General features: G+C 39.2%; 18 protein-coding genes. 15 read left to right on the plus strand and 3 right to left on the minus strand.

Annotated features, from left to right (window positions below; all coding sequences use genetic code 11):
- The first annotated feature begins 1 nt into the window (after position 1).
- The 13 genes from menH to EO122_RS04660 all read left to right on the plus strand — a co-directional run bounded on the left by menH (position 2) and on the right by EO122_RS04660 (position 15,600).
- On the plus strand, positions 2 to 832 hold the full coding sequence (gene menH, locus EO122_RS04600; RefSeq protein ID WP_127009580.1) for a 2-succinyl-6-hydroxy-2,4-cyclohexadiene-1-carboxylate synthase: 831 nt from the start codon (positions 2 to 4) through the stop codon (positions 830 to 832).
- A 29-nt stretch (positions 833 to 861) separates the two neighbouring features.
- Positions 862 to 1,980 (plus strand): o-succinylbenzoate synthase, encoded by a 1,119-nt coding sequence (gene menC / locus EO122_RS04605; RefSeq protein ID WP_127009581.1) that lies wholly within the window; start codon positions 862 to 864, stop codon positions 1,978 to 1,980.
- A 126-nt stretch (positions 1,981 to 2,106) separates the two neighbouring features.
- On the plus strand, positions 2,107 to 3,348 hold the full coding sequence (locus EO122_RS04610; protein WP_127009582.1) for a serine dehydratase subunit alpha family protein: 1,242 nt from the start codon (positions 2,107 to 2,109) through the stop codon (positions 3,346 to 3,348).
- A gap of 148 nt (positions 3,349 to 3,496) precedes the next feature.
- A complete protein-coding gene (locus EO122_RS04615; RefSeq protein WP_126938453.1) occupies positions 3,497 to 4,060 on the plus strand; it encodes a redoxin domain-containing protein in 564 nt (187 codons plus the stop codon).
- A 307-nt stretch (positions 4,061 to 4,367) separates the two neighbouring features.
- Positions 4,368 to 4,718 (plus strand): helix-turn-helix transcriptional regulator, encoded by a 351-nt coding sequence (locus EO122_RS04620; RefSeq protein ID WP_127009583.1) that lies wholly within the window; start codon positions 4,368 to 4,370, stop codon positions 4,716 to 4,718.
- 1 nt (position 4,719) lies between these two features.
- The gene (gene dinB / locus EO122_RS04625; protein WP_127009584.1) at positions 4,720 to 5,925 is read left to right on the plus strand and encodes a DNA polymerase IV; all 1,206 of its coding nucleotides are present in this window, start codon (positions 4,720 to 4,722) and stop codon (positions 5,923 to 5,925) included.
- A gap of 19 nt (positions 5,926 to 5,944) precedes the next feature.
- Entirely contained in the window at positions 5,945 to 6,919 is a 975-nt protein-coding gene (locus EO122_RS04630) for a hypothetical protein (protein WP_127009585.1), read from the plus strand.
- A 3-nt stretch (positions 6,920 to 6,922) separates the two neighbouring features.
- Positions 6,923 to 7,708 (plus strand): sulfite exporter TauE/SafE family protein, encoded by a 786-nt coding sequence (locus EO122_RS04635; RefSeq protein WP_127009586.1) that lies wholly within the window; start codon positions 6,923 to 6,925, stop codon positions 7,706 to 7,708.
- A gap of 346 nt (positions 7,709 to 8,054) precedes the next feature.
- Positions 8,055 to 8,489, plus strand: coding sequence for a DNA starvation/stationary phase protection protein (locus tag EO122_RS04640; RefSeq protein ID WP_126938448.1), 435 nt, complete (start codon positions 8,055 to 8,057; stop codon positions 8,487 to 8,489).
- A 263-nt stretch (positions 8,490 to 8,752) separates the two neighbouring features.
- Positions 8,753 to 9,046: a hypothetical protein gene (locus tag EO122_RS04645; protein ID WP_127009587.1), complete on the plus strand. Its 294-nt coding sequence runs from the start codon at positions 8,753 to 8,755 to the stop codon at positions 9,044 to 9,046.
- Positions 9,047 to 9,057: 11 nt separating this feature from the next.
- On the plus strand, positions 9,058 to 11,061 hold the full coding sequence (locus EO122_RS04650) for a molybdopterin-dependent oxidoreductase (RefSeq protein WP_127009588.1): 2,004 nt from the start codon (positions 9,058 to 9,060) through the stop codon (positions 11,059 to 11,061).
- Between the two features lie 210 nt (positions 11,062 to 11,271).
- Positions 11,272 to 12,603 carry a branched-chain amino acid transport system II carrier protein gene (gene brnQ / locus EO122_RS04655; protein ID WP_127009589.1) on the plus strand — a complete coding sequence of 444 codons (1,332 nt, stop codon included), beginning with the start codon at positions 11,272 to 11,274 and terminating at the stop codon, positions 12,601 to 12,603.
- Between the two features lie 237 nt (positions 12,604 to 12,840).
- Positions 12,841 to 15,600, plus strand: a complete 2,760-nt coding sequence (locus tag EO122_RS04660) for an autotransporter domain-containing protein (RefSeq protein ID WP_127009590.1) — start codon at positions 12,841 to 12,843, stop codon at positions 15,598 to 15,600.
- A 341-nt stretch (positions 15,601 to 15,941) separates the two neighbouring features.
- Here the strand turns inward: EO122_RS04660 and EO122_RS04665 are convergent, their stop codons facing one another.
- Entirely contained in the window at positions 15,942 to 16,970 is a 1,029-nt protein-coding gene (locus tag EO122_RS04665) for a ribonucleotide-diphosphate reductase subunit beta (protein WP_127009591.1), read from the minus strand.
- Positions 16,971 to 17,261: 291 nt separating this feature from the next.
- On the opposite strand from EO122_RS04665, the gene EO122_RS04670 reads away from it, so the two are divergent.
- On the plus strand, positions 17,262 to 17,462 hold the full coding sequence (locus EO122_RS04670; protein ID WP_127009592.1) for a hypothetical protein: 201 nt from the start codon (positions 17,262 to 17,264) through the stop codon (positions 17,460 to 17,462).
- 119 nt (positions 17,463 to 17,581) lie between these two features.
- Here EO122_RS04670 and EO122_RS08430 read toward each other — a convergent pair whose 3' ends face one another.
- Both EO122_RS08430 and EO122_RS04680 read right to left on the minus strand, forming a co-directional pair.
- Positions 17,582 to 18,196 carry a DUF4143 domain-containing protein gene (locus tag EO122_RS08430; RefSeq protein WP_371413188.1) on the minus strand — a complete coding sequence of 205 codons (615 nt, stop codon included), beginning with the start codon at positions 18,194 to 18,196 and terminating at the stop codon, positions 17,582 to 17,584.
- Positions 18,197 to 18,773: 577 nt separating this feature from the next.
- Positions 18,774 to 21,056: a ribonucleoside-diphosphate reductase subunit alpha gene (locus EO122_RS04680; protein ID WP_127009593.1), complete on the minus strand. Its 2,283-nt coding sequence runs from the start codon at positions 21,054 to 21,056 to the stop codon at positions 18,774 to 18,776.
- A gap of 1,173 nt (positions 21,057 to 22,229) precedes the next feature.
- Here EO122_RS04680 and EO122_RS04685 point away from each other — a divergent pair.
- Complete coding sequence (locus EO122_RS04685; RefSeq protein ID WP_126937794.1) at positions 22,230 to 23,948, plus strand: FAD-binding protein; 1,719 nt, start codon at positions 22,230 to 22,232, stop codon at positions 23,946 to 23,948.
- Position 23,949: the final 1 nt, after the last annotated feature.

Below are 23,949 nucleotides of genomic sequence, written 5' to 3' on the forward strand. Positions count from 1 at the left end.
TATGGGTTGTGTCATTCAAGATATAAGACCATTGGATATAAAAAGAATACAAGTTAAACTGGGAGAGTATCACTATGGCGTGACCGTTGTAGGGGATGGTAAACCTTTGGTTTGTTTACATGGATTTTCTGAATCTGGTACGACGTGGGATGGGATTCATGTAGATGGATATCGAATGATTCGCATTGACTTAATCGGTCATGGCACATCGTCTAGACCTACAGAAGTAGAAGCCTATACCATTTCTCAAATGATATTAGACATACATCGTATTGTCTATGCCCTAGCCGGTGAAAGATATGCTCTATTAGGCTACTCCATGGGAGCTAGGATTGCTTTACTCTATGCCTTACAATATCCCCTAGAGGTGACAAAATTAATCCTAGAAAGTGGATCTGTAGGCATCGAAGGAACAGTAGAGCGATCTGAGCGACGTGAAGCAGATATGGCCTTAGGGAAGCGGATACGAGAGCAGACCATCGAGTGGTTTGCTGAGAACTGGGCGAAGTTGGATGTATTTAAATCCCAATACACATTACCGAATGCAGTACAACATCGTATCCAACAGCGACGATTGCAGAACAGTCCTCATGCGTTGGCTTTTACATTGGAAGGCAGTGGACAAGGGGTGATGCCCTATGTGGGGCATCGACTGCAAGAACTGACTATGCCCGTATGTTATATTAGTGGAGAACTCGATACAAAATATACGGGGATTGGTAGACGATATTTTGAAGGTGTGCATCATGTGGTACTAGGAGCTGGTCATAATGTTCATGTGGAAAAGCCTTGTCAGTATATGTGCATAGTAAAAGAGTTTTTGGATGTGTAGTGACTGGATACACAAGAAATGGGTAAACTATGATTCAAAGAATAACATTGTACCATTTACAAATGCCCATGCGGTTTACGTTCAAAACAGCGAAAGGGGAAGTGAGTGTACGGGATACGCTCATCTTGCGCATAGAAGATTCTAAAGGCCATGTTGGCTATGGAGAATGTGTAGCCTTTGTGGATCATTTTTATACATCGGAAACGGTGGCATCCTGTTGGTATGATCTATGTGAACGATATATCCCTAATCTCATAGGACAGCCGGTATCAATCGATGGCCCTCTGGAATGGCTTCAAGATGGAACACCTATGACAGTAGCCGCTATAGAAAATGCCTTGTTTCACGTGAAATGTGCCCAATTAGGTGTGAATACAGTGGAATATGTGATGGGGCAACCATTGAGCGATTCGATCCCGATGGGAGTTGTCATCGGAGAGGTACCCTTAGATACTATCGTTGATACGGTGTCTACCTATGTAGAACAAGGATGTAGGCGGATTAAATTAAAAGTGTCGCCCAAGGATGGATATGAACGAGTATCTTTAGTGCGACAAGCATTCCCTGACATGATAGTAGCAGCCGATGCAAATCAAAGTTATTCCTATGCAGAGATTGATGCGGTACGCTCCTATAATACATTGGGGTTGGCTTGCCTAGAAGAGCCCTTTCAGATACAGAGCTTAGAGGAATATGCTGCGTTTAAAGCTGACCTCGCAGATCATTGGGGTATCACAACACCTATTTGTTTAGATGAATCTATTTTGTCTTATGATGCATTAGTCTATGCAGGTACTCATCAGTTGCTAGATGTGTTAAATGTCAAGGTAGGACGATTAGGAGGACTACAACAGGTAGCTCGAGCTATAGACTACTGTCGAGACCAAGGTGTTTCTTATTGGATTGGTTCCATGGTAGAATCGAGTATTTCTAAGTTACTACATGTGCAGCTAGCAGCCTTGGGCGATTCGTATATGGCAGGAGATTTGTCAGATTCTTTGCGATACTTTCAGGAAGATCTCACAGATCCATACCTTGCTTTTACCGAGGGATTTATGAAAGTACCGAGAGGAATTGGCCTTGGTGCGACTATAGATGAAGCAGTATTGGACAAATACTGTGTGAATCGCAAAATATGGACCGTATAGGATCGTAAGGTAAGGCTTTTCCTATGAAGCACATATAGTATAGATGATAGGATTGTATCAATTGTGTTATAATAAAATCTTCATATAGATACAACATTGGCGAGCCAGTCAATATGAGGAGGACTTATGCAAGACTATATAGAATTATTGAAACGGGAGGTTAAACCTGCCTTTGGATGTACAGAGCCCATTGCGCTCGCTTTTGCATCGGCAAAAGCAGCAGAATTATTAGGTGTCACACCAGACCACATTCACGGTCGTTTAAGTGGAAATATCATCAAGAATGCGAAAAGTGTGACGATCCCTAATTCAGAAGGTCGTACAGGTATTTATTACAGTTTAATTCTAGGTGCCTTAGTAGGAACCGCAAAAAAAGAATTAGAAGTACTGGAAGATGTGACTCATGAACAAGTGGTAGCAGCAGATCGATTGTTTGAAGCAGATTTTTGTTCCATTGAGCTAGCAGAAGGTGTAGAAAATTTATATATTGAAGTGGTGGCTACTGCTGGAAAACATACGTCGAAGGTGATTGTGCAAAATACACATACAACGATTTCTTATGCAGAAAAAGATGGACAGGTGTTAATTGCTTTGACGCCAGAAGAAGTGACAAAACATAGTATGGAGCTTTGCTTTGATTCTTGCTATGAATTTGCTATGACTGTGGATGCTGCAGAATTAGAGGATATTTTAGGGCCTCAATTAGATTTGAATATGGCCATTGCTGAAGAAGGCATGAAAAACAATTATGGCTCTAATATTGGCAAGTTAATTATCTCCAATTCTACGTCTATCGCAGATAAGGCAAGGGCCTATGCAGCGGCAGGGTCCGATGCGCGTATGGATGGTTGTTCCATGCCTGTCATGATTAACTGTGGCAGTGGGAACCAAGGGATTACTTTATCGGTACCTATCATGATGTATGCTAAAGAATATGATGTGCCAAGAGATCATACATTACGATCCTTAGCATTAGCCAATGTATTAGCATTATACATCAAACAATATATCGGTCGTCTCAGTGCCTACTGTGGTGTGGTGAGTGCAGCTTCCGCTACAGCCGCAGGGGTAGCATTCTTACTGAAAGAATCGAAAGAAGTTGTGTGGGAAACGCTATCGAATGCATTGGCAGGAACTTCTGGTGTTGTTTGTGATGGAGCAAAAGCTTCTTGTGCTATGAAGATTGGTATGTCTTTAGGTAATTCATTACTCGCCTACACGCAGGCTAAAACGAAAAATAGCTTTAAAGCGGGGCAAGGAATTGTAAAAGAGACGATCGACGATACGGTACAAACGGTAGCTACCATTGCCCGTGAAGGTATGAAGGAAACAGATGTAGTTATTCTAGAAACGATGCTAGAAAAGTAACTATGCATTTTTAGTATAGATAATGAGAATAATTCTATATTGATTTTTTTTGAAGTGTAGTGTATCATAGTATTGTAATTGAGTGTGTACATAGTTTATACAATAGCTCTATTATAAAAATAGTTTAGTAGTAAAAGGAGTTTTGATCATGGCAATCATCGGTAAACAACTACCAGCATTCAAATTAGAAGCGTTCCGTAAACCTGAGCTTATCCAAGTGACGAATGAGGATATTAAAGGTAAATGGAGTGTATTTGTGTTCTATCCAGCAGACTTTACATTTGTTTGCCCAACAGAGCTGGCAGATTTACAAGATCAATATGCACAATTACAAGAGTTAGGCGTGGAAGTATTCTCCGTATCCGTTGACTCTGCCTATGTTCATAAAGCATGGTCTGATGCATCTCCTACTATCAATAAAATCGAATACACAATGATATCCGATATTAAACATGAATTAGCTGACTTCTTTGATACATTCTCTGAAGAAGATGGCCAAGCATACCGTGGTTCTTTCGTAGTAGACCCAGAAGGTATCGTTCGCTCCGCAGAAATCTGTGACATGGGCGTAGGTCGTTCCGCAGCTGAATTAGTACGTAAAGTACAAGCTTGCCAATTTGTTGCAAAACATGGCGAAGTGTGCCCAGCTAAATGGACTCCAGGTGACAAAACATTAAACCCTGAAGATCTTGGCTTAGTTGGCAAAATCTAATGTTAATAAACAACTAACTCGACGGGAAATGTTGGAGAATCATCTCCCTCTCTCGACTCTCCGTTACTGCATTTCCATAGACTTAGTATGTTGACTATATTTGTAAACTTTCCTAAGAACACATCTTAGATCCTTTACTTCCCATAAAAACGACAAAGCAAAGCTTTGTCGTTTTTATCTTTCATAAAAGATATAGAGCTATAACTAAAAAGCATCCTTTCTACATTTAAAGTATTAGATTTAGTTTAAAATTTTGTATATAATAGAATTGTAAGGTTACAAATTGAAAGAGCATAGGAGAATGAGTATGGTAGAAGTTACATATGAACGATTGGCAGCAATCTTTAAAGCTCTAAGTGATGAGACGAGATTACACATTGTAGATATGTTATCTTGTAATGAATTATGTGCTTGTGATATATTAGCAAGTTTTGAATTATCTCAATCTACACTTAGCTATCACATGAAAATTTTAATTGATGCAGGCATTGTGAACTCTGTGCGCAGTGGTCTATGGACAAGATACTCCATCGATGAAGAAGCATTTGATGCATTAGTTAAATTCTTGCCAGAGTTATACAAAACAAAAGATGAGTGCATCTGCGCACAAATTAAATACTGCCGCATTGAGGATGCTCCACAGGCGGTGGCAGAATAACATGAAGCGATGGATTATGCATGTGGATATGGATGCTTTCTTTGCCTCTGTAGAACAACATGATAATGCCGAATTACAAGGTCACCCCGTTATTGTGGGTGGCCTTTCTTCACGTGGGGTAGTGGCTACCTGCAGTTATGAAGCGAGGGCCTTTGGTGTTCGGTCGGCTATGCCGATTGGAAAAGCGCGCAGATTATGTCCTGAGGGAATCTATCTGTTGCCAAGGATTGATAGATATCACGAAGTATCTGATCAGATTCATGAGGTGCTACATCGATTTAGTCCCTATTTAGAACCGATTTCTTTGGACGAAGCTTTTTTGGACATCTCTGGTTTAGGCAAACTCTATCCATCGCCCATGGCAGTAGGGCGCGCTGTGAAAGAACAAATTTTTGAACGCACAGGGCTCATCGCTTCTGTTGGCATTGGACCTAACAAATTTTTAGCTAAATTAGCATCTGACTTGAAAAAGCCAGATGGCTTATATATTATTCCTCATGGTCAAGAGGCGGCTCATATTGCACATCTTCCTGTGCGTCGACTATGGGGGGTAGGATCCCATACGGAAACAGCCTTACGAAGAGGTGGGTTTCAGCAGATACGAGATATTGCCAGCTTGGAAAGCTTTCATGAACTAGAACCCTATTGTGGACAGCAAAGTGAGCGGATCTATTTGTTGTCTAAAGGGATCGACCACCGGCCTATTGAATGGAATCGTGAATTGCAATCCGTCGGCAATGAATTGACCTATGAAAGAGATCTCATTGATCCGGAAGAGATTGATAGAGAATGGCGATATTTTGCGCATCATGTGGCAAAACGGTTGCGCCAAAAGGGTTTAAAAGGGAATACGATTGCTATTAAGGTGCGATTCCCCGACTTTACGACAAAGACGAGACAGAAGCGGTTGTCATACCAGACCGATCGAGAAGATGTATTGTATGACGTGGCGACTGTATTATATAATAAACTTAATGTACAGGGTCCATTTCGATTGTTGGGCATTACGGTGAGTGGCTTTCACAAGAGCGTAGAACAAGAATCACTCTTTCATAGTGCAGAAGAAGAGCCAGATGTATTGGCTAGCACATTAGATGCATTGGAAGAACGATTTGGGGAGGCCATAGTCACCACAGGAGCCTTATGGAAGCGAAAGCAGCAGATGACGGATGAAACACCATCTGACCCTACAGAACAAGACTCATAAATATCGAGGGAGGTATCGTATGAATCAATACATGATAGAGACGAAAGAAATCGAGCGTATCTTGGCATCCATACAAGAAAACTATAATCGTTGTAAAGAATTGCAACAACAATATGTGGCGTATTGGGAAACGAATCACTTGGAATCAACAGAGACAGCTATGGAAGTCATCGAAGCTTTAGAAGTCTTTGCCCATACGTTAGCTGTCTTAGGAAAACAGTGGGAAGAAATCCAAGTGTTACAAGAAACAGTAGGCAATCATTATCTATTTGAAACAATTTCTGAACTAGATGGCACACAAGATGTAGCAGGTCTAAGTGTAGATATTCCTATGCATGAAGGTGTAGAAGGCTATGATGTAGGTGTTGCATTAGGTATGGTTCAGGAGGAATACCACCAAGAAGAGGAGGTAGTGACACTAGAGAAGGTAGAACCTACACCACCTACGGAGAGTGAGTCTAGTGGATGGTCATTGCTAAATTTCTTTGGTTTTTCATCGAAATCAAAAGTAGAAGCTGCTACAGCCGAGAAGCCAGCTACACCAGCTGCATCTGTTGAGCCAGTAGAGCCGGTAGAACTGGTTGCCACGGAGATGACTGTGGAACCTATCGTGGAAGAGTGCGAATTAGAGCCTATCGATCTAAACAGGGGAGACAAGAAAAAACGATGTAAGCATTGTACAGAAGATTCTCCTATTCCAGAAGAACGAGAAAAATGTTGCATTGTGAAACAAGAAAAGAAGAAAAAGAAAGAAAAGAAGGAAAAGAGCAAAGATAAGTCGAAATCTAAAAAGAAGGATACTTCTATTGCGAAGTGGGCTAAAAAACTATCCAAGTGGGAACGATATGCGAAAGAGCATGGCGATGCATGGACAGAAAAAGTGTTAGAAAAAGTAGCTAAAAAAGCAGAGAAAAAAGCGGCGAAGCGAGATGCAAAAGCTATTTTTAAAAAACATAAACTAGATCGCTTTGCAGAACTATCTAAGGAGGAGTAAGGTATGGACATAATAGGAATCTTAGGATTTGTATTATTAGGGGTTGCTGTGGCAGCTCTAGGGACGATTATTGGTGCAGGGGGAGGCATTATCTTTGTTCCTGTATTCTTGTATTTTTTTCCGGAATGGACACCAGCTATGGTGGTGGGTACATCTTTATTTACCGTTACTTGTAATGCCGTATCTGGCACTATCGCCTATGTACGTCAGAAAAAAGTACTCTATAGTGCAGCTATCTTATTCAGTATTGCTACCTTCCCCGGGTCTATCATTGGGGCGCATGTAGCAGAGTATTTTGATGCTAGTGGATTCCGTTTCTGGTTTGGTTCGTTCTTGCTTATGATATCTGTGTTTATTGGATATAAAAACATGAAAAAAGGAGAGCGGAAAGAAGAAGAATTAGGATTAGAAGACTTATCCTATAATAAAGTAGTGGGTGTTTTGATTAGTATGGTAGTAGGCTTTATTTCCAGTCTATTTGGCATTGGTGGCGGATTGATTCACGTGCCAGCCTTAATCTATATTATGGGTTTCCCTACACATATGGCGGCAGCAACGAGCCATTTTATTTTAGCTACGTCTACATTTGTAGGTTCTACAACGCATTTCCTATCCGATCATATTCAATTTGCTGTGGCCATCCCTTGTGGTATTGGCGCTCTTATGGGTGGACAATTAGGAGCCTATATTTCAAAACGATTGCGAGCTAAAACAATTTTGATTGGCTTATCTATTGGCGTTGGTGCGTTAGCATTACGATTGATCTATACATCTCATGTGTTGTTTTGATTCCATGGTGGGGAATCGTGGTACATACTCATGTGAAAGTCAATGGGATGCGTTCTAATTATATTATATGAATGAAAGGGGTCTTCGGGCCCCTTTGGTATATTACGCATATAAAAATAGAGGAAAGTTGATACAGTTTGATTAACTTTCCTCTATTTTATTTGACGGCTATATTGTTATAGTTTTTTTTATTGCGTAAAACAATATCGAAAAAAATAGATAAATTTTATGAAAAAGTATTGCAATTTGAAATCTATTGTGCTAAGATATGTACATAACAAATAATAATTATTAATTAGTAAAAATAATTGTTACTAAAACAAACTAAAGAAAAGGAGATTTTACTATGAAAAACTTACAAGCAGTTAATCAGTATATTGCAAACTTAGCAATTTGGAACATCAAATTACACAACTTTCACTTCAATGTAACAGGTTCTCAATTTGTACCTGCACATAAATACTTAGAAGAAGTATATGACATCGCATTTGATTACTATGATGATGTAGCAGAGCATGTAAAAATGCAAGGTGAAGAACCAGTGGTACATGTAGCTAAATATTTGGAAATTGCATCTTTGAAAGAAGAACCAGGTAATAAATTCTCCGTAGAACAAGTATATAAATTCTTACAAGGAGACTTTGAATTGTTGAATAAAGAAGCACGTGCGATTCGTGAATCTGCTGATGAAGAAGGCAACTTCGGATTGGTAGCTATCATGGAAGATCATATTGCTTATTATGAAAAACAATTATGGTTCTTACGTGCTACATTAGCATAAGCTATGACGTATAACCTCTTATCACTTACATAACTTACAATCCTATGTGATATAACAAATCCTGAAACACTACTTTAACTATACAACTATACTATACAAAAGAGTCCTTGCAGAGATACTGCGAGGACTCTTTTTTGTATATAGGGTAGTTATGCTTCGAGATATATGTGACGTATAGTAATGCTTAATTTTGTAAAACAGGTGTAAGATGATACAATACAGATAGAAATAGTAGAGGATACACAATAGATAGGGGGATATGCATGAATCGCTTTTTACAACGAGGGCAATTACAGACCATAGAATCCAATAAAGATACGTCTGTCATAGAAGATATGGATACGCTTGTGAATGAAGTGGACTCGGATGAGTTGTTAGATATGGTGCAACAAGAGGGAACGTCAAATGATGTGTCACAGGCCATAGATGTGGTAGAAGACCAGTTTTTTCATAAGAACTATGATGACATTATGGAAGATGAGTTGGACTATGAGTCTGAAAAGGACCATGGCTATGACTATGATGATTATGATAGTTTTGATGAGTATGATGATTAAGGAGGACCTTTATGACAAAGCCCATACATACAATAACATCTGTATGTCCTTATGATTGTCCTGATGCATGTGGATTAATAGTTACTGTATCGGGGGATCGCATAGAGAAAGTACAAGGGCTAAAAACACATAGCTTTACCCGTGGCACGTTGTGCCAAAAAATGCAACATTATGAACGGACTGTCCATCATATTGGCCGTATCAAAATGCCATTGCGACGAATTGGGGCCAAGGGGAGTGGACAATTTGAGCCGATTACATGGGAGGAAGCGCTGCAGGAAATAGCAGAGAGATTTCAGCACTGCATTGATACCTATGGCTCTGAAAGCATTATGCCCTATTCTTATGCAGGGACGATGGGCATTTTACATAAAGGAGCAGGAGATCCTTTATTTGCCATCTTAGGTGCTACACGACAAGATAAAGGAATTTGTTCTCCTGCGAAGCGATATGGTTGGAATAGCTTGATGGGAAGTACTTTAGGTAATCGACCTCAAGATATGCAGGATAGTGATTGTGTTATTTTGTGGAGCCTTAATGCAGTAGCTACCGATGTACATGTGTTACATGATGTGAAAGTAGCTCGACAGAAAGGTGCAACACTATGGGTCATTGATACGCACTATACAGAAACTGCGAAACTAGCAGATGAAGTCATTATCTTGCGACCAGGTACAGATGGAGCCTTTGCCCTAGGAGTAGCCCATGTGCTAGCTAGTGAAGGCTTCATTAATAGGGAGTTTATCGATCAATATGTACAAGGTTATGAAGGCTTTCACGAGACAGTAGTCGCAGACTATCCACCATCGAAAGTGGCACGCATCACAGGAGTGTCTGAAGAGAGAATCGTTCAGTTTGCTCGCGCTTATGGACAAGCGGTAGCACCATTTATTCGATTGGGTAGTGGATTGTCTCGTTATGGAAATGGAGCGAACACAGTGCGCTGTATTGTGGCGTTGCCTGCCTTAGTGGGAGCCTATTTGCATCGAGGTGGTGGATTATTATCGAGTACATCTGGCAGTCAATTTGTAGGGGGCAGCCGTATTAGCTGGGCTCGCTTTCAGACGAAGGAAACCCGATTGAACCCCATGATTCGGTTGGGACCTATGTTAACAGAAGCTGAGAACCCACCGATTAAGGCTTTGTATGTGTATTCCAGTAATCCTGCTATTACATCGCCTGATCAAACCGTGGTGCGTAAAGGATTAGCCCGCGAAGATTTGTTCACCGTAGTTCATGAACGGTTTATGACGGAAACAGCAAAATATGCAGATATTGTTTTGCCGGCCACCACATCGGTAGAACATAATGATATATATAATTCATACGGTCATTACACGATTGGATGTGGGTATCAGGCGATTCCCCCAGTGGGTGAAAGTCGTTCCAATTGGAATACGATCTGTAGTATTGCCAAAGCCATGCAGATTGAGGATCCTGTATTCGATATGTCTGAGTTAGAGATGATAGAAGATATTGTGCGTCATGCTCCGATTCCAACAGAGATACAAGATAGAATCTTAGCAGGTGAATTGGTAGACATGGAGTTATCGGAGACCTATAAACTAAAATATGGGACACCGTCGGGGAAAATTGAGTTGTATAATCCATTAGAACAAGAGCCATATCCAGCGTATCGTGAGGCCCATGGGGATGAGGCTGAGTTTTTCCTGATTAATGGTACAGACCCACGAATTTTAGATTCCTCCTTCTGTGAACTACAAGAAGATGTGCCAATGATGACGGTTCGCATGCACCCGGAAGATGCAGAGCGTAAAGGTGTATTACAGAGTCAGTTTGTCCGCTTGTACAATGTACGAGGTTCATTACGCATTGCCTTAGTCATTGATGACACAGTTCCCAAAGGGGCCATTGTCAGCTGTGGCGTATGGTGGCAATCACAGTCCCATGATACAGAACATACAATGAATGTCCTTACGGCTTCACGCCCTACAGATTATGGTTGGGGAAGTACTTTCTATGATGTGAAAGTCAATGTGGGGCCATGTGACTGATGCCGAGGCATATAGTTATAGTTAATACATGCAGATAGTCTATCAATTATAGGAAGATGTTATATGCATAATTGGCATAGAAAAAGCCATTTTCCCTAGTGGAAATGGCTTTTTATTTTGCCTATAATTAGCTATAATAAAAGCTACAGCATAAAATGTTTATACATAGTGTATATTTGTTAGTATAGAGTGTATTTGAAAGGAGATACTATGTCAGATCATACGCAACTATCAGGGCGAGCCTATATCGCAATAGGTCTTATGCTCTTCGCATTATTCTTTGGGGCAGGCAACTTGATCTTCCCAGCAACTTTAGGTCAACACGCAGGTACTAATGTGTGGTGGGCGATTTTAGGCTTTATCGTTACTGGGGTGGGTATGCCTTTATTAGGGGTTATGGCTATGGGATTTTCTGGTAGCCGTAATGTACAAAGTTTGGCAAGCCGTGTGCATCCAGTGTTTGGGGTCTTATTTACATTGGCATTATACTTATCCATCGGCCCAGCATTTGCGATTCCTAGAACTGGTACCGTATCCTATGAAATAGCTATGAAACCATTTTTAGGTGGTGCAGCCACAGAAACGACTCAAATGATTTTCTTAATCGGATTCTTCTTGCTGACATTATGGTTATCCATTAACCCACAAAAGCTAGTGAATCGTATTGGTAAAGTACTGACACCAGCTTTATTATTGGCTATCATTGTTTTGATCATTAAATCTTTAATTACTCCATTAGGTGGCTATACAACACCAAACGAGATGTATGCTACGAGCAGTACTGCATTTGTACAAGGTATCTTAGATGGATATAATACATTGGATGCATTAGCTTCGTTCGTATTCGGCATCTTGGTGATTGAATTTGTTACCTTATCTGGGGCGAAAACAAAAGCGGAAATTACAAGTGCAACGTTGAAAGCAGGTTTAATTGCGGTAGGTTGCTTAGGCTTAGTATATATTTTCATTGCTAGCTTAGGAGCAACTAGTGTAGAAAAACTGGGTATCTTAGAAACAGGTGCTCCTGTATTAGCAGAATCTGCACGCTTACTATTTGGTGAGTTAGGGGCTATGATCTTGGCGGTTATTGTATTGTTAGCCTGTTTAACAACAAGTATCGGTTTAGTTACTTCTTGTGCACAGTACTTCAGTACGCAATTCGGTGGACTTTCCTACAAATGGTATGCCGTACTATTCTCTGTAGTGTCTACAGGGGTAGGCATGTTTGGCTTGAAAACGATCATTACATCTGCCATCCCAGTGTTGATGTTCTTGTATCCACTAGCTATTGTATTGATTTTCTTGGCCTTCTTAGACCCAGTGTTCAAAGGCCGTCAATGTGTGTATGCGTGGACAGTAGGAGCTACCTTCATTACAGCTCTCGTATCTGGTCTAGAAACAGCAAAAGTTGATCTTGGAAACATTGGACAATTCTTTGCGACACAAGTGCCAATGCATGGCATAGGCATGGACTGGATCGTGTTCGGCGGCGTAGGATTGGTGATTGGATTGATCCATCGCGCGTTGGTGAAAGCTGAGTAAGATAAAATTTCATATGATCTGATATATAAATACGTAGTATTTACTATCTAACTAGAGGATCTTCTTTATAACATAGGTTCGTAGAACCTATATACATAAAGAAGATCTTTTTTTGTGCGCATCTTGTATACATAAGATATAAAATGTTGACGGGGGGGGACATTTGATAATATGAGAGTATCATGAAGAAATCATGAAGATGTAATTTATTTATAATGAAGAAAGGGAGATTTCATAATGAGAAAAAAACAACTTCGTTATGTGATTCTTGCGGTTATTGCAGGGAGTACAATGATGATGCCTGTTATGGCGAATGATTCTGGTAATGCAAATCTAAGCGTGCCTTTTACTATTCTTGTTGATGGTAAAGAGAATAGCATGGTTACTGTTGATAGCAATGACGTACCATCAGCTGATCCTGATGTAGCTTTACATAAGCGTGATGATAAGAAATTCTATACGAAGCCAACTGGAACACAAATTGATGATATAATGAGTGTAAACTCAAACTCAAACACAGGATGGGGTCCTAAAGTAGGTATTGTTACTGATGGTAAGAATACACAAGATAATTATGTAGCATTAGTGAACGGAACAACTAAAGAAGCATACACTGTTAGTTATTCTGAAGCTGGTCCAAATAATGCAACAGCGAAACTAAATGCAATAGAAATGTTTAGTGGTGATATTACTGGTGGAATATCAGCAGTGTCTGGAGCAAAAAATGCAGAGAAAAATATGGTTATCTTGCGTAATGTAGGTACTATAGCAAATGTAACTGGAGCTGTATTAGGCCAAGGTGATGGCAGTGCTATTAATAATAGAGTATTTCTTGCTGGTGGGCAAGATATTCAGCTTGTTTCAGAGGCTGCAGCTTTTGATAGCACATCCTCAACTGGTTCCTTAAAAGAAAACTTAGTAGTAGCAGCGTCTGGTACATCGCGTACAGCATTTGGAGCGTTTGCTAGTGTTTCTGACGAAGGTAGCACACCAGACAGTGGAACGACTTCCAATATTAACACTAGAGAAGTGATAGGGAATCGTGTCTTGATAGGCATTGATTCTGCTGATACTGAAAATGGCAAAATAAATGGGGTCTCTGGACGGGTGGATTCTCATGAATTAAAAAAGGAAATGGGAAAAAGTGAGTCAGATTCGATAGTACTACCTAAAGTAGGTCAAGTCATAGGTGGTTTTTCAAAAACGAATAAAGCAAATAAGAATGTCGTTGTGATTGGAGATGGCGCTATTACTGGAAAGGGATTGTTTAAAGTTAAGCAAGAACAATCTAAGCATCATATTAATGGAATTGATGCTAATGGTGTTTACCCTGAACGAGTGAACGATGCAGAACAAGAGGGTAACAACTTTATTATCGGCGGTGTGAGTGATGTAGAAGCTACTGGTAATATTGTAGATATTAATAATGCTAAAGCATTGGCTAGTGGAAAAGTAGCTATCTGGGGCGGTCATTACTTCTCAGACAATGCTACAGGCGATATTAAAACTGGTAATACCTTAAATCTTAATAAGGTCAAAGGAATTACATTATCTCAAGTATCGAACTTTGAAATCTACAACTTTGATTTGCCTAAAGATGTTGTGAATGGAGATACAATCCTTACTGTAACCGATCCAAATGGTACAGATGTATCTAATACAAAAATCAATGTAGGTGTGTCTGGTGAAGCACCAGCATTACATACAGGGGATGCTATTAAACTTATCTATAATACGAATGGCGTAACAACAACAGGTGCTCAATACGGAAAATTACAACAAGGCGCTTCCTTGGCATATGATATTACTGCTAAAGCGGGGGATGATGCTAAATCTGTTATTGCTGTTATTAAGGAAAATTCCACAGAGAATACACCTAACCCTACACAACCAACTACTGGTGGATCCGTGAATCCAGCAACACCAAGTACAGGTGATACTGCAGGTACAACTCCAGCAAGTGGTGGGACAGCAGGAACAACACCAACAAACGATGGAACAACAGGTACAACACCAGCAAACGGTGGCACAACAGGTACACCAGCAGCAGCTGGCACAACAACACCAAGTACAGGTACTGTTGCGGGTAGTGTATTACCACAAACAAAATCCTTTGTAGAGACTCGTACAGCTGTATCTAGCGTTATAAATAATGGCCAAGATAGCATTGTGAAGGCCTTTGCTAATACTAGTAGTACAGCACCAATCGTTGCAGGCGTGAGTCATGGTCGTATGAGAGTGGAATCCGGTTCTTATGCCAATATTAATGGAACAAATATAGTTCTTGGGTTAGGAAAACAATCAGGTAAAACCTACTGGGGACCATTTGTAGAAATGGGTTGGTCTCGCTACGATAGCCATTTAGATTCTGGTCTTCGTGCAGATGGTAATGCTAAATATTATGGTGTTGGTGTGTATGGAAAAACAACCTATGATAATGGAATTTACTTAGAAGGCAGTATTCGTGGCGGACGTACATCCTATAACTATGAAAGTAACGAGATAAAAACAGCAACAAAAACTATTCATACTTCCTATGATGCACATAATATGTATTATGCAGCACATGTAGGGTTAGGAAAAGTAGTATCTTATGGAAATGGATATGAAGGTACTGTATATGGTAATCTATTCTATAGCCATCAAGGGGAAGCGACTGCTACATTGAAAGGTGAAGGCTTAGGAGAAACCTATACATTTGCAGGTGTCAACAGTCTTCGTACACGCCTTGGGTACAAAGTTTCTAAACAATTAGGCAATAGTTACACAGGATATGTTGGTGCTGCCTATGAACGTGAGTTCTCAGGAGAAGCACATGCAACGGTTAAAGGCGCAAGTACTTTAGCACCTTCTTTAGGCGGATCTAGTGGACTTGTAGAAGTTGGAGTTACCTATGGTAGCACTGCGGATACCTTTACTGGAACACTTAATGTAGAAGGTTGGTTCGGACAAAAACGAGGAACAACGTTTGGTGGACGTGTAAACTGGAAATACTAATTGTATAGTGTTAGTACTATGATATAAGAAGATAAGCACTAGTTATGTATGGCTAGTGCTTATTCTTGTTTATATCCTATTTATATGAATAGTTTAAAATAAAGGTTCTATAATATATGTTGAGTTATTTTTAGACGAGTAGTTCCAACATTTTTTCTAATTAAATAAGAATTATAGGGTTATAGGACAAAATGAATTGATTTTAATAGCAATGAGCCTAGTTAAATACTAGGCTCATTGAATTTTAAAGTTGTAAATTATAGATTTAGAGGGAAAACAAAAAGCTACACCATAAATAATATCTACGTGTAGCTTTTATGTATATAACCTTATAGGAATTCTTACTCCAAATCATCAAAATCGAAAGCTGCTGCTTTTGTATAGTTCGTCACTTTCGCTTCAAAGAAGTCAGTTTTCGTACTGTTCAAGTTGGAGAAGCTTTCAATCCAAGCCATAGGGTTTTCCTTGATCTCTGGATATAACGGTTGTAAGCCAATGGAATCAGCACGTTGGTTAGCTAAGTATTTGATGTAGCGCTCGATCAATGTGTTGTTGATGCCAAGGATTTTGTCATCTGTAATGTATTGCCCCCAAGCGATTTCATTTTCTGTACCTTCACGAAGCATTTGTGTTAATTCAGCTTCTAGCTCGGCAGTGAATAATTCAGGGCGTTCGATGCGAAGTTCACGGATAATGTTTTGGAACAATACCAAGTGAGTCACTTCATCACGATTGATGTATTTAAAGATTGTGGAAGTTGCGGTCATTTTGCCTTGGCGAGCCAATGTGTAGAAGAAGCTAAAACCAGAGTAGAAATAGATGCCTTCTAAGATATAGTTTGCCATGATAGTGCGGATTAAATTGTGCTCCGATGGCTCATCGCTAAAACGTTGGTAAATGTCAGCGATGAAGCGGTTACGAGCTAGTAAATGCTCGTCTGTACGCCACTCATCATAAATGCGATCACGAGTAATTGGATTCGTTACGGTATCCAAAATGTAAGAATACGATTGTGCATGGATTTCTTCTTGGAATGCTTGGATATTCAATAAAGAAGCTACCTCAGAAGCTGTAATATAACGGCTTAAGTTGGGCAAGTTTTCGCTTTGAATAGAGTCCAAGAAGTTTAAGAAAGAAATAATTTTGTCGAAGGCACGGCGTTCGCTATCTGTTAAATACGGGAATTGCTTAATATCTTCGTTCAAAGAAATCTCTTCAGGAATCCAGAAATTGTTTAGCATCGTGCGATACAATGTATTCGCCCAATCGTACTTAATACGATTCCATTCACGTAAATTCGTCGTATTACCGCCCACCATACTTTGCGTACCACGGTCACCATGTTCATTAAAAATTAGTTTCTTTTCCATGAAAGTAACTCCTACCTTATCTATAATAACAATATGCATATAAATTATTATGAAAGCCTGGACATGATATGCTTTCATAGATTTGCAGTTCTTAAACTACCTTCTATTATACTAAAAATGCATACTAAAAAGATAGGGGGAGAGATGGTTAATAGATAGAGTGTTGTGAATTTGGATATAGCAATATATAATGATATTAGATAAAAGTTAAAACAATAGTGTATCCGTATTTATTAGAGGTATTAGAAAAATAAAACCGTTAATGAAGTGAAAAAAGGAAGGTATATATGTATGGAGAATGTAGGTCGTGTGTCTAAAAAGACACAGGAGGTACGTAAAGAAAATAAACCAAATACATTAGTATCCTTAGCCAGTTTGCTGAAGGAAGAATTGGATAAGGAATTGCAAAAAGGAATAGATTCGTTAAAGAATGATAAAACCTATAGTATAGATGAAGTAGATGCATTTTTTATGAAGAAATATGGTATATAAAAAGCACAGGGACGCGAGCCCTGTGCTTTTGTATACTTTATATTAGAATGCGGGGACTATTCATCTAGTACAGTCTTATATCATCATTTCTGTACATTCTTATGATAGCATTTATACATTTATAAACGGTTTTCCAACAAGAAATCAATCACATGTTTATGAACGATTCCATTTTGGCTAAAGTCAACGGTATCCATGGAGAGAACAAATTTAGGGTAATTATCTTGTACATGTGCATAAACTCCAAACTCACGTTGTCGTGTAGCTTCTGTTTCCATGAGATACGACACTTGATAGTATACTCGTTCTTTATCTTTAGTAGCGATAAAATCGATTTCCATATCTTTTATTTTACCTATTTCTACGGTATATCCTCTAGATATTAGCTCAATATATACAATATTTTCCAGGGTTCTTTCAATATCTTTCGTATTAGAATATCCTTTGGCAGTCCGAAATCGATGATCCGTAAGGTAATATTTTTCATCGATTTTAAGGTTCTTTTTACCGACCGTATCAAATCTAGATACCTTTTTCAGGATGAAAGCTTGCTGACAATAGTCTAAATAATTTAGGATGGTATCAATGGAAACATCCCGATGCTCGCTCTTTAAATATTTTTTAATACTAGTTGCAGAAACGGGGGACCCTATATTTTGTATAGTAAATGATAGGACTCGATCATACTCGGAATATATGTATATTCCAATGATGATTTCGACTATACTCGAAATTGTTAGTAAATATTAACATAGATTCGATTATAATCGAAATCTATAGGAGATTTATAATGTAAAATCTTTGAAATATCAACAAATCGCAAATGTTTGTGCTATAATAAAACCATAGAAGAGTCATCAACGTGAGTTGGGCTCATCTCTTCCTACCATGGGAGGAGGTGATACTATGACGAAATATGAAAAAATCAGCTTGATCATTTCTATTTTATCATTAGTAGTTAACATTATTGCTTTATATAAATAATGAAAACGCCTAATGTAAAGAGGTATCTCACCACCTCAACACGTTAGGCCATTTCATTTCAACAGTTTTTTGAGATGAGCCTAACGCCACCACACGTTGAAGACTCTTCTTGTTTATAAGTCAAGTATACCATAGTTACTTACAGAATACAAATCCGCCCCTCCCCGAAGAAACGACATCGTTCCGACTAGATCTTTGGCGGGGGAGTTATATTATTCAGAACATACAAAAAGAGCACTACATACTCCGAAGCAAACCTACCGTAGGATCAGTTTGCGGAGAAGTGTGTGGTGCTCTTTCCCTATTCAAATATAACCTCACCAAAGATTAGGAGGAACAGCTAGTGCATTCATCCATTTCTAAGGATTGGTTACGGATATAGTAAATTGTCTTAATGCCTTGTTTATACGCTTCCACATATAAATCAAGAATTTCTTTTGCTTTCATTTGTGGCGTAATATACAAATTGAAAGACTGTGCTTGGTCGATGTGGCGTTGGCGGATGCCGCACGCCTTGATGGACCATTGTTGATCGATAGTATGTGCTTCTTTGTAGAACCACATGGTTTCGTTGCTCAAATCAGGTGCTGTTTTTGGTGTAAAGCTACCTTTTTTCTCTTCGATGAAGAATTTTTTGAAGATAGGATCGATACCAGCTGTGGTGTTGGCAATGTTGGATGTACTGCCTGTAGGAGCGATAGCCATTAAGTAACCATTGCGGATACCGTATTTTGCTACATCTGCTCGCAGTTGTTGCCATTTTTCAGAGGTGTAACCACGGCGTTCAAAATATTCTCCAGTTTCCCATTGAGAACCTTTGAAAGCAGGGTAGGCCCCTTTTTCTTTTGCTAGTTCCATAGACGCTTTGATAGCAGCGTAGGCAATATTTTCAAATAATGTATCGGCGATTTCCAAGTGAGCGTCGCTTTCCCATTGTACTTTATGTTTCACCAAATAGTGGTGGTAACCGCTAGTACCTAAGCCAATCGCGCGATATTTTTCACTAGTCACACGAGTTTCAGGCACAGGGAATTGATTGATCGTGATGACATTATCCAACATACGGACTTGTAAAGCGATGTTTTCTTCTAATTCTTCGTCAGAGGTTTGACCTAGGTTGATAGAGTTCAAATTACACGTTACCATGTCACCTGCTTTTGTGCGAGTCACGATGGAACCATCGTCTTGGATAATTTCTTCATCTAAATCAGTGAAACCAACGTTTTGTGCGATTTCATGGCACAAGTTGGACGCATAAATCATGCCTGCATGCTTATTAGGGTTCGCACGGTTCGTCGTATCCCGGAAGAAAATGAACGGTGTACCAGTTTCTACCGCAGAACGCATGATTTTTTTCATCATATCTAAGGCGCTGACTTCGATGCCGTGTAGATCTGGACTAGCTTCACAAGCTAAATATTTTTCTGTGAAAGCCTTATTCGTATCGTCATCATAGTAATCTTCTAAGTGGAAGCCCATCACACGAGATACTTCATGTGGATCGAATAAGGTGAAATGCTCACGGTTGATAACACGTTCCATGAAAATATCTGGTACAGATAGAGCAGGGAAAATGTCGTGCGCTTTACGACGGTCATCACCATTGTTGGTGCGAAGTTCAACAAATTCGTAGAAGTCTTTATGCCACACATCAAGTGTTACTGTAGCGCCACCTTTACGTTTACCTAGTTGGTCTACGGCAACAGCTGTGTCATTGTACAAACGAATCCAAGGGATAACACCGCCAGAAGAATTTTTATAGCCACGAATGTCGGAGTTTAGAGCACGAACTTTGCCAAGATAAATACCAAGAGCACCACCATGTTTAGACACACGGGAGAATTTCGCATTTACATCGTAAATAGACCATAGATTATCTTCTACACCAGAAATAAAGCAAGAGCTTAGTTGATGGAATGGTGTACCAGCATTCGCCAATGTTGGAGTAGCAGTAGTCATTTTTAACTCGCTCATCAAATCATAGAACTTTTTAGCGTAGTAAACTTTTTTATCCCCTTCGATGACAGCTAAATGCATAGCGATAGCCATGAAACGCTCTTGAGGAAGTTCAAAAATTTCTTTGTTGAAGCCTTTTACTAAATAGCGGTCAGCTAATAATTTAATACCTTCATAGTTAAATAAGTAGTCACGTTTCGGTTTGATATAGTCGCCTAGTTCTTCTAACTCAGCTTCTGTATATTCTGTTAAGAAGAAGTCCGCATAGCGACCAGCATCCACCAATGTTTTTACTAAATTAGTGAAGTTACCGTAACCAAAGGCTTTGTACTTGCGATTGATAGCAGCTTCTTTGTACAAGTCAAATAAGTATAGACGAGCTGCTACGAATTGCCAATCTTGGTTCATGCGGTTCACCATGTTACCGAAGCCGTCATCTACTTTTTGGATGACCTTTTCAATGGCAGTTTGAACAAGGGTTTGCTGAATTTGTTTTGTCGTCATGCCGTCTACGAATTGTAATTTACAATCCATTTCTAGTTCGATAGGGTCACAGGAATCCAGGCCTAAACAAGCGAAGGCAACCATTTTCTTTGTTTTTTCTACCGATAATGGCTCGTAATGGCCATCCCGTTTCTTGATCATAATGCTCATGAAAGTTCTCCCTTTTCTACAGATTTGATGATCTAACATCGTAAGTTAAAGAAATATACAGATAAATTGAATATATGTGAAAGCACATCCTCACGTTCTGTGAATGAGCCCTTGACCATAAAAGGACTCCCATTTACAAATTGTAAATGAGAGTGCATAGATATGTTTTCACACAGACTCAATATCAATATATTGTATGCTAAGGCGTTGCATTAGTACAACATCTTCTAAAATTATACTATATAGGTGGCTTTTTCTCAACGGCTTAACAATGTCAAAAATGCATACCCTAATGAGGAAATGGTACTTTACAAAATAATTTAATCAGAGAATATTATAATTGTATTAGCTGATCTATAAAGACCAGGGAGATAACTAATAAAAATGCTAACAGTAAAGGAAGCATATGATGGTGTTTGATAAATAAGCTTATAAAAAATTGATTGCGGAATGAATTAAAACAGATGTAATAATGGAGCATGTTATACAAGAGTGTATCTGGTGAAAAAGAAGACAGAACGCTAGTAGTAAAATAGAACCGATAAGAAAAAGACGATGGAAAATTCTGCCGTCTTTTTTATGCTTTGGTCATCGTACAATTGGTACTTTCAGAGAAAAGAAATAGAAAAAAATAGATATTACTTGTATCCAGGATGTGATAAAAATCAATATCTTGTTATATGATTTTTTGTAATAAAAAGAATGCAAAATAGATATTAATTAACGAGAAAATTAATTATGAGAAAGAATATCATATAGAAATATAGGATTTATTAATGCAGGTAAATGGCAAATTATTCTAAAATTAAGATTCAATGATGAGAAAAAATTATAGATGCTAAAAAAAGGCGTAATAATGGGAAGTCTAAAATAGACTACAAAAGTACACTAGAAAAGTATAGATTAGATGAGAATATAGATGAAAAAAGGCAAAAGTTTTAGGCTTTAATAAAACTTATGAAAAGCGTTATCAAAATAAGATAATCCCTTGTAAAAAAGGGGATTTTAAGGGCAACTGTGACAATTGTAACACTTGAGATAACCGTATATAATAAAGCTATAGATTGAATGCATATATCAGTCATATATGCAGTGTAAAAATATTTACTTATTTAAGAACAGTATGTAAGATGTATAGTTCAAAATAAGACAAGTGTTTTTGAGGAGGTACGTATGGAACAATATGATGTTCTCGTAGTAGGTAGTGGTGGAGCAGGCCAACGAGCTGCTTTAGAAGCTGCACGACGTGATGGTTTACGTGTAGCATTGATCACAAAGATTTTCCCAACACGTTCTGCCACAGCAATGGCGCAAGGTGGTGTTAATGCAGCGTTAAATAACGTAGCAAAAGAAGATTCCACAGAAGTTCACACATTTGATACAGTAAAAGGTTCTGACTATCTTGGCGACCAAGATGCTATCGAATTCTTCTGTCAACGTTGCCCAGAAGGCGTATTAGAAATGGATTTCATGGGAACTCCTTTCTCTCGTACAGACGAAGGCAAAATCGCACAACGTAACTTTGGTGGACAATCCTATCCACGTACATGCTACAGTGCGGATAAAACAGGTCACGTTATTCTTCATACAACATATGAACAATGTCTTAAAGAAGGCGTACATTTCTTACAAGAATGGTACTTGTTAGATATCGTTGTAAAAGACGGTAAAGCTGGCGGTGCTGTTATCTGGAATATGAAAAAAGGTAAAGTAGAAATTATCAAAGCTAAATCCATCGTGTTATCTACTGGTGGTGCTGGCCGTGTATTCTGGACTCGTACAACTAACCCATTCCTTTCTACTGGCGACGGTATGGCAGTAGCATTCCGTGCGGGCGTAGGCTTAAAAGATATGGAAATGATCCAATTCCATCCAACTGGTCTTGGTAAAACTGGTATCTTGATGTCCGAAGCTGTTCGTGGTGAAGGCGGATACTTGTTAAACGTTGAGGGCGAACGTTTCATGAAAAAATACGCTCCTAACAAAATGGAATTAGCGTCTCGTGACGTTGTAGCGAAAGCAATCGAAGATGAAATCGCAGCAGGCCGCGGTTTCAACGGAACTGGTCTTGACGCATACGTAGTAGCTGACCTTCGTCATTTAGGACCAGAAGTTATCATAGAAAAACTTCATGGTATCCGTGACTTGGCTCTTTGCTTCGAACATTGTGATCCATTAACTGATCCAGTGCCAATTCGTCCTACTTGCCATTACATCATGGGCGGTATCGACGTAGTTGACTATAAAACTTGTGCTACAGAAGTTCCTGGCATCTTCGCATCTGGTGAAGCATCTTGTATCTCTATCCATGGTGCTAACCGTTTAGGTGGTAACTCCTTGGCAGACGGCGTTGTATTCGGTAAAGTATCTGGTGCAGGCGCTGCTGATTATGCAGAAACAAACACATTTGCAAATTGCGATGCTGAATTGAAAGCAAAAGCTGAAGAATGGGAAGCTAAATTCGTTGAAGTTACATCCCGTACAGAAGGTCGTCCAGTTGCTGAAATTCGTGATGAATTAGCAGTAGCTATGTGGAATAAAGTAGGTATCTTCCGTAACGAAGCAGGTATCACAGAAGCTCTTGAAGTTATTGAACGTTTAACTAAAGAGTATGAAACTTGCTACGTAGGCGATTCCAACCGCACTTACAACATGGCATTCGTTAACTATGTAGAAATTAAATCTATGTTAACAGTAGCGAAAGCAATTGCTTTAGGCGCGTTAAACCGTAAAGAATCCCGTGGTGCTCACGTTCGTGAAGAATTCCCTAAACGTGATGATTCCCAATATTTAAAACATACAATTTGGAAACTTGGCGCAAATGGCGAATACGAAATGTCAGAACGCGATGTAGTGTTCACTAAATACGAACCACAAGAAAGGAAGTACTAAG

The sequence above is a fragment of the Veillonella sp. CHU110 genome (assembly GCF_003992255.1).
Classification (GTDB): domain Bacteria; phylum Bacillota; class Negativicutes; order Veillonellales; family Veillonellaceae; genus F0422.

Coding starts and splice junctions, on each gene's coding strand:
- menH (WP_127009580.1), top strand. CDS start 2: ATGGGTTGTGTCATTCAAGATATAAGACCATTGGATATAAAAAGAATA.
- menC (WP_127009581.1), top strand. CDS start 862: ATGATTCAAAGAATAACATTGTACCATTTACAAATGCCCATGCGGTTT.
- EO122_RS04610 (WP_127009582.1), top strand. CDS start 2,107: ATGCAAGACTATATAGAATTATTGAAACGGGAGGTTAAACCTGCCTTT.
- EO122_RS04615 (WP_126938453.1), top strand. CDS start 3,497: ATGGCAATCATCGGTAAACAACTACCAGCATTCAAATTAGAAGCGTTC.
- EO122_RS04620 (WP_127009583.1), top strand. CDS start 4,368: ATGGTAGAAGTTACATATGAACGATTGGCAGCAATCTTTAAAGCTCTA.
- dinB (WP_127009584.1), top strand. CDS start 4,720: ATGAAGCGATGGATTATGCATGTGGATATGGATGCTTTCTTTGCCTCT.
- EO122_RS04630 (WP_127009585.1), top strand. CDS start 5,945: ATGAATCAATACATGATAGAGACGAAAGAAATCGAGCGTATCTTGGCA.
- EO122_RS04635 (WP_127009586.1), top strand. CDS start 6,923: ATGGACATAATAGGAATCTTAGGATTTGTATTATTAGGGGTTGCTGTG.
- EO122_RS04640 (WP_126938448.1), top strand. CDS start 8,055: ATGAAAAACTTACAAGCAGTTAATCAGTATATTGCAAACTTAGCAATT.
- EO122_RS04645 (WP_127009587.1), top strand. CDS start 8,753: ATGAATCGCTTTTTACAACGAGGGCAATTACAGACCATAGAATCCAAT.
- EO122_RS04650 (WP_127009588.1), top strand. CDS start 9,058: ATGACAAAGCCCATACATACAATAACATCTGTATGTCCTTATGATTGT.
- brnQ (WP_127009589.1), top strand. CDS start 11,272: ATGTCAGATCATACGCAACTATCAGGGCGAGCCTATATCGCAATAGGT.
- EO122_RS04660 (WP_127009590.1), top strand. CDS start 12,841: ATGAGAAAAAAACAACTTCGTTATGTGATTCTTGCGGTTATTGCAGGG.
- EO122_RS04665 (WP_127009591.1), bottom strand. CDS start 16,970: ATGGAAAAGAAACTAATTTTTAATGAACATGGTGACCGTGGTACGCAA.
- EO122_RS04670 (WP_127009592.1), top strand. CDS start 17,262: ATGGAGAATGTAGGTCGTGTGTCTAAAAAGACACAGGAGGTACGTAAA.
- EO122_RS04680 (WP_127009593.1), bottom strand. CDS start 21,056: ATGAGCATTATGATCAAGAAACGGGATGGCCATTACGAGCCATTATCG.
- EO122_RS04685 (WP_126937794.1), top strand. CDS start 22,230: ATGGAACAATATGATGTTCTCGTAGTAGGTAGTGGTGGAGCAGGCCAA.